General features: G+C 52.5%; 14 protein-coding genes and 1 tRNA gene (1 of these 15 cut by a window edge). 11 read left to right on the top strand and 4 right to left on the bottom strand.

Going from position 1 to position 13,463, the window contains the following annotated elements; all coding sequences use genetic code 11:
* The 9 genes from guaB to PSAB_RS00435 all read left to right on the top strand — a co-directional run.
* Positions 1 to 490 carry the 3' end of an IMP dehydrogenase gene (gene guaB, locus PSAB_RS00395; RefSeq protein ID WP_025332625.1) on the top strand. The gene continues 968 nt to the left of window position 1, outside the view, so the window shows 490 of its 1,458 coding nt (coding positions 969-1,458); the start codon falls outside the window, past its left edge; the stop codon is at positions 488 to 490.
* Positions 491 to 591: 101 nt separating this feature from the next.
* Positions 592 to 2,007, top strand: a complete 1,416-nt coding sequence (locus PSAB_RS00400) for a D-alanyl-D-alanine carboxypeptidase family protein (RefSeq protein ID WP_051529692.1) — start codon at positions 592 to 594, stop codon at positions 2,005 to 2,007.
* A gap of 106 nt (positions 2,008 to 2,113) precedes the next feature.
* Positions 2,114 to 2,995 (top strand): pyridoxal 5'-phosphate synthase lyase subunit PdxS, encoded by an 882-nt coding sequence (gene pdxS, locus PSAB_RS00405; protein WP_025332627.1) that lies wholly within the window; start codon positions 2,114 to 2,116, stop codon positions 2,993 to 2,995.
* Between the two features lie 19 nt (positions 2,996 to 3,014).
* Positions 3,015 to 3,599 carry a pyridoxal 5'-phosphate synthase glutaminase subunit PdxT gene (gene pdxT / locus PSAB_RS00410; protein ID WP_025332628.1) on the top strand — a complete coding sequence of 195 codons (585 nt, stop codon included), beginning with the start codon at positions 3,015 to 3,017 and terminating at the stop codon, positions 3,597 to 3,599.
* An 82-nt stretch (positions 3,600 to 3,681) separates the two neighbouring features.
* Positions 3,682 to 4,971: a serine--tRNA ligase gene (serS, locus tag PSAB_RS00415; RefSeq protein ID WP_025332629.1), complete on the top strand. Its 1,290-nt coding sequence runs from the start codon at positions 3,682 to 3,684 to the stop codon at positions 4,969 to 4,971.
* A 65-nt stretch (positions 4,972 to 5,036) separates the two neighbouring features.
* Positions 5,037 to 5,125 (top strand) — tRNA-Ser (locus PSAB_RS00420).
* Between the two features lie 167 nt (positions 5,126 to 5,292).
* On the top strand, positions 5,293 to 5,634 hold the full coding sequence (locus PSAB_RS00425) for a hypothetical protein (RefSeq protein WP_025332630.1): 342 nt from the start codon (positions 5,293 to 5,295) through the stop codon (positions 5,632 to 5,634).
* A 20-nt stretch (positions 5,635 to 5,654) separates the two neighbouring features.
* Positions 5,655 to 5,807, top strand: coding sequence for a small acid-soluble spore protein P (locus PSAB_RS00430; protein ID WP_025332631.1), 153 nt, complete (start codon positions 5,655 to 5,657; stop codon positions 5,805 to 5,807).
* A 91-nt stretch (positions 5,808 to 5,898) separates the two neighbouring features.
* Positions 5,899 to 6,987, top strand: a complete 1,089-nt coding sequence (locus PSAB_RS00435; protein ID WP_025332632.1) for a hypothetical protein — start codon at positions 5,899 to 5,901, stop codon at positions 6,985 to 6,987.
* Between the two features lie 125 nt (positions 6,988 to 7,112).
* On the opposite strand, the gene PSAB_RS00440 is transcribed toward PSAB_RS00435, so the two are convergent.
* Together PSAB_RS00440 and tadA are read right to left on the bottom strand one after the other, a co-directional pair.
* Complete coding sequence (locus PSAB_RS00440) at positions 7,113 to 7,691, bottom strand: GNAT family N-acetyltransferase (protein ID WP_025332633.1); 579 nt, start codon at positions 7,689 to 7,691, stop codon at positions 7,113 to 7,115.
* 6 nt (positions 7,692 to 7,697) lie between these two features.
* Complete coding sequence (gene tadA / locus PSAB_RS00445; RefSeq protein WP_025332634.1) at positions 7,698 to 8,216, bottom strand: tRNA adenosine(34) deaminase TadA; 519 nt, start codon at positions 8,214 to 8,216, stop codon at positions 7,698 to 7,700.
* 320 nt (positions 8,217 to 8,536) lie between these two features.
* Here tadA and PSAB_RS00450 point away from each other — a divergent pair, with 320 nt between their 5' ends.
* Together PSAB_RS00450 and rluF are read left to right on the top strand one after the other, a co-directional pair.
* Entirely contained in the window at positions 8,537 to 10,858 is a 2,322-nt protein-coding gene (locus tag PSAB_RS00450) for an ATP-binding protein (protein ID WP_025332635.1), read from the top strand.
* A gap of 10 nt (positions 10,859 to 10,868) precedes the next feature.
* Positions 10,869 to 11,570: a 23S rRNA pseudouridine(2604) synthase RluF gene (rluF, locus tag PSAB_RS00455; protein ID WP_025332636.1), complete on the top strand. Its 702-nt coding sequence runs from the start codon at positions 10,869 to 10,871 to the stop codon at positions 11,568 to 11,570.
* A gap of 108 nt (positions 11,571 to 11,678) precedes the next feature.
* On the opposite strand, the gene motB is transcribed toward rluF, so the two are convergent.
* Both motB and motA read right to left on the bottom strand, forming a co-directional pair.
* Complete coding sequence (gene motB, locus PSAB_RS00460; RefSeq protein ID WP_025332637.1) at positions 11,679 to 12,482, bottom strand: flagellar motor protein MotB; 804 nt, start codon at positions 12,480 to 12,482, stop codon at positions 11,679 to 11,681.
* The gene (motA, locus tag PSAB_RS00465) at positions 12,466 to 13,269 is read right to left on the bottom strand and encodes a flagellar motor stator protein MotA (RefSeq protein WP_025332638.1); all 804 of its coding nucleotides are present in this window, start codon (positions 13,267 to 13,269) and stop codon (positions 12,466 to 12,468) included. Before motA ends, motB begins: the two co-directional genes overlap by 17 nt.
* Between the last annotated feature and the right edge of the window lie 194 nt (positions 13,270 to 13,463).

Here is a 13,463-nt window from a genome sequence, read left to right on the forward strand (position 1 = left end):
CGATTGCGCCTCTGTAGCGCGTGAATATGGAGTGCCGATTATCGCGGACGGGGGCATTAAATACTCCGGAGATATTACCAAAGCGATGGCAGCCGGCGCGCATGCCGTCATGCTGGGAAGCCTGTTCGCAGGCACGGAAGAGAGCCCGGGAGAATCCGAAATTTATCAAGGACGCAAATTCAAGGTATATCGCGGCATGGGCAGCATGAGCGCCATGAAGCAGGGCAGTAAGGATCGCTACTTCCAGGACGACGATAAGAAGCTTGTTCCGGAAGGTATTGAAGGCCGTGTCGCCTTTAAAGGCCCTCTGTCCGATACGGTGCATCAGCTGATCGGCGGATTGCGCTCCGGTATGGGATACTGCGGTACGGGGACGTTGAAGGGACTGCGCGAAGAAACCTCCTTCATCCGGATTACCGGAGCGGGGCTTCGCGAAAGCCATCCGCATGATGTGCAAATTACGAAGGAAGCGCCCAACTATTCCCTATAAGAGAACATTATTGAAAATACGGACAGATAGGACGAATTTCGCCCTGTCTGTCTTTTTTTGATTGTACCCCTGTGTTAGAATAGAACAAGCAATTCTAGATGATGTTCAAAAGGGAGAGTTTAAATCCATTGAAGTTCAAGCGTAAATCCAGTGTGAAGCAAATGGCAGTGAAGACAGCAACAGCGGGTCTGCTTTTAAATATGCTTGTGTTATCCCCTATTCCGGCGTTGGCCGAAAGCGTTCAGACGCCGGTTCCGGCAACGGCTGATACAACCGCCACACCGGCTGCGGCTGGAACCCCGGTAACCATTCCTTCGGTTCAATCGCTTGGTTTGAATCTGAAATCGGCCGTGCTGCTTGAGCCGACGACCGGACAAGTCCTTCTGTCGCTGAATGCGGATGTGCCGCTTCCTCCGGCCAGTATGACGAAGATGATGACGGAATATCTCATCGCTGATGCCGTCAAGAACGGCAAGCTGTCCTGGGATCAGAAAGTAACCGTTGCCGAAAATGCCGCCGAGCAGATTGGCTCGCGTATTTTTTTGGCCGCGGGAGATCAACATACCATTGAAGAACTGTACATAGCCATGGCGGTTGGCTCAGCTAATGATGCTACCGTCGCGCTGGCCGAGACGCTTTCCGGTTCGGAACAGGAATTCGTCAAGCTGATGAACGAGACCGCCCAGAAGATGGGGATGAAGACAGCGTATTTTATCAACTCTACCGGGCTTAGCCGTGATGATATGCCTGCCAAGTTCCGTCCGGATACGGATAAGGAAACGGTAATGTCGGCAATGGATGCGGCGATTCTTGCCCAGCATATTGTTACCGATCATCCTGATTTTTCGAAATATACGACCATTCAATCGTACAAATTCCGCGAACGGGATTCGGCACCTATGGTAAACTATAACTGGATGCTGGAAGCGAACAAAAATATCCCTAACTTTAAAGCGTACGCCTATCCCGGCCTGGACGGGCTGAAGACGGGACATACCTCCAGCGCGGGCAACTGCTTTACGGGCACGGCTGTGCGCGACGGCATGCGCCTGATTAGCGTGGTTATGGGAGCCAACTCCGAAGCCCATCGCTTCACGGAGACGAAGAAGGTGCTTGATTTTGGATTTAACAATTTTGAAGTCAAGCAGGTCGTTGCGGCCAAAGCTGTGATTGCCGGCCACGAGACGGTTCCAATTGAGAAAGGCAAGAAGAGCACGGTGCCGGTGGTAACCGACGCAGGTGCGACCTTTGTCGTTCCGAAGGGGACAGCCTCTCCGCAAATCACGTCAACCGTACAGATCAACGATGCATCGACGCTGGTTGCGCCAATCAAGCAAGGAACGAAAGTCGGAAAGGTCACCTATACGTATAAAGTGGACGGAATAGGGACACAGCAGAAGACAGTCAATCTCATCACATCCGAGAACGCGGAAAAAGCCGGCTGGTTCAAGCTTCTCTTCCGGGCGATCGGTAGTTTCTTTAGTGACATTTTTTCGGGAATCAAGAATTTATTCTAAATTTTAAGAATAACGACTTAATTCCGAGTAAATGGCTTGTATATTTAGCCGCCATGCGGTAAAATAAAAAGTTAGATTAAGATAGATTATCGGGAGGCTTGAAGAGATGGAAACAGGAACATCGCGAGTTAAAAGGGGTATGGCAGAAATGCAGAAAGGCGGCGTCATCATGGACGTCATGAATGCGGAACAGGCTAAAATTGCCGAAGCCGCAGGCGCTGTAGCCGTAATGGCTCTGGAGCGTGTGCCATCCGACATTCGTGCGGCAGGCGGCGTGGCCCGTATGGCCGACCCTACCATCGTGGAAGAGGTAATCAAGGTCGTAAGCATCCCCGTTATGGCAAAAGCCCGTATCGGCCATTATGTAGAAGCGAAAGTGCTGGAATCCCTGGGTGTTGACTACCTGGACGAAAGTGAAGTGCTGACGCCGGCGGATGAAGTGTTCCATATCGATAAACGTGAATTCACCGTGCCTTTCGTGTGCGGAGCAAAGGATCTGGGTGAAGCCCTGCGCCGCATCAGCGAAGGCGCGTCCATGATCCGCACCAAAGGCGAGCCGGGAACCGGCAACATCGTAGAAGCGGTTCGTCATATGCGCTATATCAACAGCCAAATCCGCAAGGTTCAAAATTTGTCGAAGGACGAGCTGTATGCTGAAGCCAAAAATCTTGGCGTATCTTACGACCTGCTGCTTGAAGTTCATGAGCTCGGCAAGCTGCCTGTCGTTAACTTCGCTGCAGGCGGCGTAGCAACACCGGCTGATGCCGCGCTGATGATGCACCTGGGAGCGGATGGCGTATTCGTAGGCTCCGGTATTTTCAAATCGGACAACCCGGAGAAATTCGCCCGTGCGATTGTTGAGGCGACGACCCATTACACGGATTACAAGCTGATCGCCGAAGTATCCAAGAACCTTGGCGCAGCGATGAAAGGCATTGATATTGCAACTCTGAGCGCTGCCGAGCGGATGTCCGAGCGCGGCTGGTAATAGAGAGAAGGGTTTTGAAATGAAGATTGGTGTACTGGCGCTTCAGGGCGCCGTAACAGAACATATTGTCAGCATCGGCAAGACGGGTGCCGAGGGAACGCCGATCAAGCGGGTAGAGCAGCTGGATGAAGTGGACGGGCTGATCATTCCCGGAGGCGAGAGCACGACGATCGGCAAGCTGATGCGCAAGTACGGCTTCATCGATGCCATTCGCGAGTTCGCGGGCCAAGGCAAGCCGGTCTTCGGGACATGTGCCGGACTTATTGTGCTGGCGAAGGAAATTGTGGGCGGTGAATCGGCGCATCTGGAGCTGATGGACATTACCGTTCAGCGGAATGCCTTTGGAAGACAGCGGGAGAGCTTTGAATGCGATCTGGATGTCAAAGGAATCGATGAACCGGTCCGTGCCGTATTTATCCGGGCTCCGCTCATTGAGAAAGTCGGTCCGAACGTCGAGGTGTTGTCCGTCTATAACGACGAGATCGTAACCGCGCGCGAAGGCAACCTGCTTGTGTCTTCTTTTCACCCGGAATTAACGGATGATTACCGGCTGCATCAGTACTTTGCGGATATGGTGCAGGCTGCCGGGTCAACCGAACAGTAACCGCATATTTAAACATCCTGACTCTTTCAAAGCCTTCACCGGCTATTTGGAAGAGTTAGGGCTGTTTCAGGAGGGAAATGTCGTGTTAGATGTTAAAATATTGCGCACCGATTATGCCAAGGTAGAGGAGGCGCTCGACAAACGCGGCAAATCGCAGGATTTGATCTCCGGATTTCCGGCGCTGGACCTTCGCCGCCGTGAACTGCTGCAGGAGACGGAAAGCTTGAAGAACCGCCGCAACACCGTCTCGGGCGAAGTCGCCAGGAAAAAGAAGAACGGCGAGTCGGCCGACGAGCTGATTGCCGAAATGCGGAACGTATCGGACCGGATCAAAGAGCTGGACGATGAAGTGCGGGAGCTGGAAAATCAAATTTCCGAGCTGATGCTGAGCATTCCGAACATTCCCCACGAGTCGGTGCCTGTAGGCAAATCCGAGGAAGAGAATGTGGAAGTACGCCGCTGGTCTCAGCCGCGTGAATTCAGCTTTACCCCGAAATCCCATTGGGAGCTGGCACAGAATCTGGACATTCTCGACTTTGAGGCCGCCGCCAAGGTGACGGGCTCGCGTTTTGTCTTTTATAAAGGTCTTGGCGCCCGCCTGGAGCGCGCGGTAATCAACTTTATGATGGACCTGCACAGCGGGGAGCATCAATATGAAGAAATGCTGCCGCCGTATATCGTCAATAAGGACAGTCTGTACGGCACAGGGCAGCTTCCTAAATTCGAAGAGGACCTGTTTAAGCTGCGCGACACGGAGTATTATCTGATTCCAACGGCCGAAGTGCCGGTAACGAACTACTACCGGGAAGAAATTTTGAACGCTTCCGATTTGCCGAAATATTTTGTCGCTTACAGCTCCTGCTTCCGCTCGGAGGCTGGTTCGGCCGGACGGGACACCCGCGGGTTGATCCGCCAGCATCAATTCAACAAGGTCGAGCTGGTCAAGCTTACATCGCCGGAGACCTCTTATGAAGAGCTTGAGAAAATGACGGCCGACGCTGAAAGCGTACTGCAGTTGCTTGAGCTCCCTTACCGCGTGCTGGCGCTCTGTACGGGTGATATGGGCTTTACCGCGGCCAAAACCTATGATCTCGAAGTGTGGCTGCCGGAAAGCGGCATGTACCGCGAAATTTCGTCCTGCTCGAATACCGAGGACTTCCAGGCGCGGCGGGCCAACATCCGTTTCCGCAAGGAACCGAAAGCCAAACCGGAATTCGTGCATACGCTCAATGGCTCGGCTTTGGCGGTAGGACGCACAGTCGCTGCCATTCTGGAGAATTATCAGCAGGAGGACGGCAGCGTGCTTATTCCGGAACGTCTTCAGCCTTATATGGGCAACGTGAAGGCGATACGGCCAAAGACGAACCAGTAAATGGAGTTGCTTCCGCACCGTCTCATATGGTACAATCTCTAATGCATGTGATATTTGCTGCATATGGAGAGGTACCGAAGCGGTCATAACGGGGCGGTCTTGAAAACCGTTAGGGTGCAAGCCCACATGGGTTCGAATCCCATCCTCTCCGCCATATCCTTTATACATTGAATATTTTGAAAGCATAAGCCGTTTCCCTCGGGGAACGGCTTTTTTGCATTCGCTTAAGGCCCCTTTTCAAAGGATGCGAGTGGACAGGAAGCAGAGAATAAAAACCCCGCTTTCTCCGCAATGTATTAGAGAAGGAGGCTGATCACATTTATGGATCAACAATTACAGGTGGACCAGCAGCAGCTCGTATCCGCTTGGCAGGAGCGTCTTCCCTCATTTATGGATGATGGAGACAGCTATTCCGTACAGCCCGACGAAGCCAACCGGAAGAGCCTGCTTATTCATTTTAACGCGGCGGGGCGCCAGAGCTACTCACTGGATTTTCGCTGCACGTACGTAGACAGCCGAGAGGTCGCGGTAGACCTTCTCGACGTCGAGAAGGCCGGACTGCATACCGATGAACGAACCGACGCCGTACAGCAGCTGGCGCAGCGGTATACACGGCAGATCCACGAGTGCGCTCAGGACCTTAAGGGTCTGACGAATCCCTAATCTTAAAGGAGGACGAGAACATGAGTAAACCGAAGACCATTCAGGTTCCCGGAACACAGCCCGCGATAGACGAAATGAAGACGCGTCATAACAGTGACGGTCCGGAGCCGCTTTCCGGCTCCAAGAAAGTGAAGCAGGCGAATCACGTTAGCCATAACAACCCGCAAGGATAACATTTTACTGGAAATGGTTTATCTGGGGAAGCAAATCGTTTATCATAAGATGGGGGGAAGATAGTTCTTTAATTGGGAGAGGAGAGAAAAAATGTTTAAAAAGTGGGGAATTTCCACAGCAGCATTGCTGCTCGCGACAGCCGTAATCCTGCCAGGGTGCGGAACCAAGCAAGCTCCGAAGGAAGCGCTGCAGGGTGCGGCAAGCAAAGCGGCTGCCATGACTTCTTATGAAATGAAGAGCAAGTTCGTTATCAACAACCTGACGATTGATGCGCCAAGCGAACAATCCTCTGCGATGACGACACAGGTGCTGAGCATGCTCAAGAACGCGGACATTTCGATTGATGGTGTGTATCAAGCCGATCCGATGCAGACGGAAATGACACTGGTGCTGAATTTGAAAGGCGATATGACAATGAGCTTTTCCGTTCCGATGGTGATGACGACGGAGAAGCTGTATGTTAAGATTCCGAGCATTCCGTTCCTCCCTATTCCGGAAAATGTCGTAGGCAAGTTCGTGATGCTTGACCTGAAGAAGCTTGCGGAACAGGAAGGCACTGAGTTTAATCCGGGCATGCTGGATACGCAGAAGACCCAGAAGCTGTCCAATGAGGTGCTGGGTACGCTGCTGGCCGAATATGACGAGAGCAAGTATTTTAAAAATATTGATCCCAAAGATGCGAATCTGCCGGAGGGCGTAGATGCCAAGCAGGTGGTTCAATTCCAGATCGCCAATGAGAATGTGAAGGAAGCCGTTACTATCTTTGTCAACAATGCGCTTCCGAAAATTTTGGATATTCTGTCCAAGGAAGAGTACAAGAATTTGCTCCAGATCGACCAGAAGCAGCTAGACGAGGCGAAGGCGGATTTGCAGAACAGCGAGAAGAAGGCGGAGTTTGACAAAAATCTGGCGAAGCTGGATCAGTATCTGACCGTAAATCAGTTCCGCTTCAACACAGCGATCAACAAAGACGAGTTCCCAGTCTATCAGGATTTGGCGCTCGATATCAAGGTTACCAATCCGGATGACGGGACCAAGGTGGGATTGTCGCTGACCGGCAGCAATCAATACAGCAAGATTAATGAAAAACCGGCATTCAAAATCGGTATCCCCCAAGGCAGTGACGTCATTACCGAGGAAGAGCTGCAGCAGCAGTTTGGCTCGCTTGGTTCCTATTAACCAGGGAGAATCGAATACAGGCTCTTAACAAAAGAGTCTGCCCCAGTGAAAAACCCCGCTTAAGCGCTCATACGCTTATAGCGGGGTTTTTACTAATCATTTTGCAGCGGCTGGGTGCGATAGGGTTACATGGGCGGATTTCCCTCAGAGGAAACCTCGTCGGCCAAAAGAGCATAAGTCCGGTGATCCTGCCATTGTCCGTCAATTTTAATAAAGCGGCGTGCGATGCCTTCCGCCTGGAACCCGTTCTTCTCCAAGACCCTTCTGGAAGCGTCATTGTGCAGGAGAATGGCGGCTTGCAGCCGGTGCAGACCCAGCGCCTGAAAGGCATATTCCGCGGCCAGGCCGACAGCGCTCGTCATATAGCCCCGCCCTTGATGCTCATGGTCGATAAAATAGCCGAGATCGGCGAACTGTCCCACCCCGCGTACAATATTGCTGATGGTAATCTGTCCGATCAAATATTCTTCTTCGGAGGAAAAAATTCCGAACATGTACGCCCGGTCCTGCTCCTCATCCTTCATTCGCTCAAGAATGAGCTGCTTCTGGCCTTTCAGAGTAAAAAATTCTTCGTCTCGCTTAGGCTCGTACCGGCTGTGGACAATGCGGTTGCGCAGGCGCAAATCCAGCAGGGCTTCCGCATTCTGAGATCGGATGGGAGCCAGATAAATGCCGGCTGATTGATTCGTTAGAATGAATGACATTACCGTTTATTCCTCCCTGACTTTTTTCTGCAGGCGCTCCTGCCGAAGCCGCCGGAAGAAAGAGGTCAAGAGTCCGGCGCATTCCGCCTGCATAATGCCGGATATGACTTCGGTCTGGTGATTGAACCGCGGCTCCTCCAGCAAATTCATCAGTGTCCCGGCGCAGCCCGCTTTCGGATCAGGCGTGCCGTACACCGTAAGCGGAACTCTGGACTGCACGATGGCTCCCGCGCACATCGGACAAGGCTCGAGTGTGACATATAACGTGCATTCCAGCAGGCGCCAGGAGTTCATCGCGGCGCTTGCTTCGCGAATGGCCACCATTTCCGCATGGGCCGTGGAATCCATCGTCGTTTCACGCAAGTTGTACCCTCTGCCGATAATCTCGCCGTTCCTGACGATAACCGCACCTATAGGAACCTCGCCCAGCGCTTCCGCTTTTCGCGCTTCTGCGATGGCTTCGGCCATCCATCGCTCATGTTCTTCCTGCCGCCCAGGGCTTATCTCATTATCCCAGTTGTCCAAAAGATTCTTCCTTTCCGCTCCGGGTCGGATTGTTCTGCGAACGAGTATTCGTTCTTAACAAGTTGTGTATAACTCTGTGGAAAACCCGGTCGTTATCCACAATATTATACACATACAGGGTGTTGATTTTGTTTATATGTGCATAACCTGTGGACTCTTTTCTATCCTATTGTAGAGAAGTGCCCATTGATTTTCAATGACAAGCCGCCGGAATGCTTCATATAAATGCGGTTAAACGCTTTTCAAATGGAAGGGCAAACGGTATGATTATTATTGAGAACGACAGGAACGGCCAGCCGTCCAAGAGGTGAAAAATTAGCTTGTCCATAAAAACGAAGCTTTCTGCAATTATATTCGGCTCCGTATTGCTTATTCTGGCACTGAATTTAACTCTTAACACCTATGCGACCCGCAATAATCTGTGGAACGAGACCGAGAGAAACATGAAGACGGCGGCTAGTCAGATTGCCGTTTCCGTAGAACAGAGTAATTACAGCTCCAATTATGCGGAACAACTGATCGCGCAAAATTTGCGGATGGCCGCTATTTTGATATCCAATGAGCTGAGCCCTGATATTGCGAACGTAAGCAACGCTGAGTTGAAGGCGCTAGCCGCAAAAGTAGGAGTCTCCAACATATCGCTGCTGGTTAGGACCAAGGACGACATTGTGGTGAAGAAGTCCTCCGATCCCAAAGAACTGGGCTTGCCGACCAAAGGCTGGGGATTCTGGTACACGGCTTTTGTCGATCTGTTCGAAGGGCGGGATGTATCGGTAACCAAAGGGCAGCGCATGGATCATTTTTGGTCCGGTCCCTTTGAGTATTCCTCCTCCAATCCCGAGTATATCGAGAAGTGGGGCTATTACTATGACGGGCGAAGCAATTATCTTATTGATCCGTATATCCGCAGCACGTCGATTAGCGATTATGTAAGAATTATGAGTCCGGAAGAGATTGTGAAGCAGACGATGGAGGTCAACCCTGATATTTTGGAGATCACGGGCATCAATCCCTCCACATTTGGTTCATCCACTATGGCTCCGGATGGAACCGACAGTGTGAATGTCAAGCTGCGCAACCGGCCGATTATGTACGGAACCTACCGGTTCGGAGACCTGGAGCGGGATAAATGGGCGGTGAAAGAAGCACTGGTTAAAAAAGAGCCGGTCATGTTGGACACGACGGCGCGCGGGGTCAGGGTACTGAAGAGTTTTATTCCCGTGACTCTGCCCGATTCGGGCGCCTATGTGATCAGCGTGGTGATCGATTACTCGGTCATTACGTCGGTTATCCGGGATCAACTGTGGAACAACATCCGGATTTCCCTAGTGCTGCTTGCCGTGTTCCTCGTAGGAAGCTACATTGTGGCTGGCTTTATTATCCGGCCTATTCAGGCGATCCTCACCAAGGTGCAGGATGTTTCCCGGGGCAGGTTCGAGCCGCCGCTTGAAGTCAAAAGCCGGGACGAGCTCGGGCAGCTGGCGCTGCGCGTGAATGCCATGACACGGAATCTCGCCCTTCACACAAGCCGTCTTAGGCAGACACTGGATGAGAACCGAGAGGTTAAAGAGCATCTGGAGTCAGTCATCAACGGTACTTCCGATGCGATCCATACTTCGGATATGACCGGCAGAATCATCAGCGTGAACCGCGCTTTTGAAGAGCTGTACGGCTGGAAAGAACGCGAGGTTATTGGAAGGATTATAAATCTCGTTCCGGACTCCGCGGCCAAAGAAGAGGGGACCCGGCTTCAATGGCTGATTCGGGGAGCGCATCTGCCTCCGACGGAGACGGTGCGTCTGAAACGGGACAGTTCGGTCGTCGAGGTTAGCATCAGCACATCTGTCATCCGGGACGAAGAGGGCAAGCCGCTGTCTTTCGTGCATGTCTCGCGCGATATGACGGAGCGGAACCGGATGGAGGAGCTGCTCCGTCAATCCGAGAAGCTGACTACCGTTGGCCAGCTCGCGGCGGGCGTGGCGCATGAAATCCGGAATCCGCTTACGACGCTCCGGGGCTTTTTACAGCTGCAAAAGGAAAAGCAGACGGTTGTCCCCCTGCATGTGGATTTGATGCTCTCCGAGTTGGAGCGGATCAACCTGATTGTCAGCGAATTTTTGATCTTGGCCAAGCCTCAGGCCGTACGATTTCAGCAAAAGGATGTCCGCCACATTCTGCATGATGTGATCTCCCTGCTGGACAGCCAGGCCCATTTGCACAATATCGAGGTCAAGGACCGGTTTGAAACGACCCCGGCGATGGTACACTGTGAAGAGAACCAATTGAAGCAAGTATTCATCAATATTATCAAGAACGGGATTGAATCCATGTCCGCAGGCGGAACGTTAACGCTGGAACAGAAGCGTCTTGAGGATTCCATCGTTATTGTTATTACGGATGAAGGTGAAGGGATCCCGGCGGAGATGCTGCCGAAGCTTGGACAGCCGTTCTTTACGAACAAGGAGACGGGAACGGGACTTGGCCTGATGATCTGCCAGCGGATTATTCAAGCGCACAAAGGATTAATGGAGATTGAAAGTCAGGTCGGCCGGGGGACCTCGGTAACGATTGCGCTGCCGGCCGCCGAAGAGAGCGCGGAGACTGCCAACGCGGAAGTTGGCGCGGGAAAAGAAACGGAGTGACAAGACCAGCATGAGAATTAACAAGTATATCAGCGAGACCGGCTACTGCTCGCGGCGAGAGGCGGATAAGCTGGTGGAAAGCGGCCGGGTGACCATTAACGGCGAACGGGCCGTGCTCGGCAGCCAGGCTGAAGCGGGAGACGAGGTACGGATAGACGGAAAAAGGCTGGAAAGCGAGTCCCAAACCGTTTATATCGCACTTAACAAGCCGGTAGGGATTACGTCAACGACAGAGGGCCACATTAAAGGCAATATTGTCGATTTTGTCGGACATCATGAGCGGATTTTTCCAATCGGACGGCTGGACAAGGACTCGGAAGGGCTGATCCTGCTCACCAATGATGGGGACATCGTCAACAAAATCCTGCGCGCCGAAGGCCGGCATGAGAAGGAGTACATCGTTACCGTGGACCGTCCGATTACGCCTTCCTTTATCACCGGAATGTCCAGCGGGGTGAAGATTCTTGGAGAGAAGACACTGCCCTGCCAGGTTACCCGGATGGCGGAGCGGGTCTTTCGGATTATTCTGACCGAAGGCAAGAACCGGCAGATTCGCCGGATGTGCAGCGCGTTCGGCTATGAAGTGCGGCGGCTGCAGCGCATCCGCATCATGAATATCCGCCTCGGAAACCTTCCGGCAGGCAAGTGGCGCGATCTTACCCCGGCCGAGAAGAAGGAGCTGGGCGAAATGCTAAGGTACAAGCTTCAGTAAAAGATTCCGGCGAATAAGGCGGAACATGAATAAAGAGCTGTTTTCGGCCCGGATGAGGGCAGCGAAAGCAGCTCTTTTTTTGAATAGCAGATTTACAAGGTCTTGCCGTCATTTGGCAGGCAGTGTAGTCTTATTATCCTGATATTTGCGGAGAATGGACACTTCGACCCGGCGGTTCTTCGCCCGTCCGGCGGCGGTTGAGTTATCGGCAATCGGATGGTATTCCCCGTAGCCAATGACGCTGAACTTCTCCGGATTAAGATAAGGATTCACGAGCAGAATTTTCATGAACTGCAGCGCCCGGTTGGCGCTAAGATCCCAGTTGGAGGAGTATTCGCTGTTGGAAATCGGAATGTTGTCGGTATATCCCTGCACGACCACTTCGTAATCGGGGAACTGCTGCAGCATTTGCGAGATCGATCTAGCGAGCTGCCGGGATTCCGGCTTGACGGCAGCTTGGCCGGAGGCGAACAGCGCGTTGTCGCTGATCGTAATCAACAGCTGCGACTGGTTCAGCTTCGTGCTGAGCAGGTCGGTCAGGCCGTTGTTTTTGATATACTGGTCAAACTGCTTCTTCAGCTTCTCCAGCTCCTCCTGCTCCTTCTGACGGAGCTTGGCGAGGTCGGCCTCGGTGGTGTTCTTTTCGGCGATGGTGTTCAACTTAGTGGATTTGCCTGAATCCAAATCGCTATTGGTAGGCGCCATGGATGTATTATCCAGCACACCCGTACCTCCATTGAGAGCAGAGCTGAACGCCTGCGCCATCTCCTCGAATTTCTTCGCATCCGTCGCGCTCATGGCGTACAGTACCAGGAACAGGGCGACGAGCAGCGTCATCAGGTCGGAATAGGGCAGGAGCCAGGATTCGTCGGCGTGCTCCTCATGGTCTTCGTGCCTAGTCTTTTTGCTCACCGGAGCCACCTTCCTTCTGGTTCAGCTTGGCGCGCTCCGCAGGAGTCAGAAACACGGAGAGCTTCTGGTTGATCGCAATGGTGGATACGCCGGACTGGATGGACAGGAGACCCTCAAGCATCATCATCCGGATCTGGATTTCCTGCTTGGACAGCCGCTTCAGCTTGTTGGACATTGGATGCCAAAGGACATAACCGGTAAAAATACCGAGCAGCGTAGCGATAAAGGCCGCCCCGATAGCGTGTGCCAGCTTCTCCATCGCGCTCATGTCCGCAAGGGCGGCGATCAGGCCGATAACGGCCCCAAGCACCCCCAGTGTCGGCGCGTACATACCGGCCTGGGAGAAGATCAGCGCGCCGGATTTATGACGCTCTTCGGTTGCATGGATATCTTCAAGCAGCACATCCCGGACAAACTCCTGGTCGTTGCCGTCGATAATCATCCGCATGCCGCTTCGCAAGAAATCATCCTGAATCTCATCCACCTTCGATTCAAGCGCGAGCAGGCCTTCGCGCCGGGTAATGGAGGCCCACTCCATGAACATGGTGATGACCTCTCCTTTATCGATCAGCTTCTTCCCGCCGATAAACAGAATTTTGAACAACTTCGGCACATTTTTAATTTCCGACATCGGGAAGGCCATGAACAGCGACGCTGCGGTACCTACGATGATAATGGTAAAGGCGGCGGGGTTCTTGAGGGCGATGAGCGGCGCTCCCTTAAGATACATGCCATAAACCACCGCAATTATACCGAGCACTAGGCCAATAATTGATGAAATCTGCATTTGTACACCTCGTCCATGAGTAATAAAGTGATCTCGCGTATGCCGCGTCTATCATCCTTGAATGGGCGGCGCTTATTAGCGGAGAACAACTATGTCTATTCTTATTTATCGACAGCCGGCCCTTTTTTGTTAAGGCATTTAGGCTATAATGGATGAGGAAAGGGTATTCATCTGTTTATGAAGCGGAGTGATAG

It is taken from the genome of Paenibacillus sabinae T27 (assembly GCF_000612505.1).
In the GTDB taxonomy this organism is placed as follows: Bacteria; Bacillota; Bacilli; order Paenibacillales; family Paenibacillaceae; genus Paenibacillus_AQ; species Paenibacillus_AQ sabinae.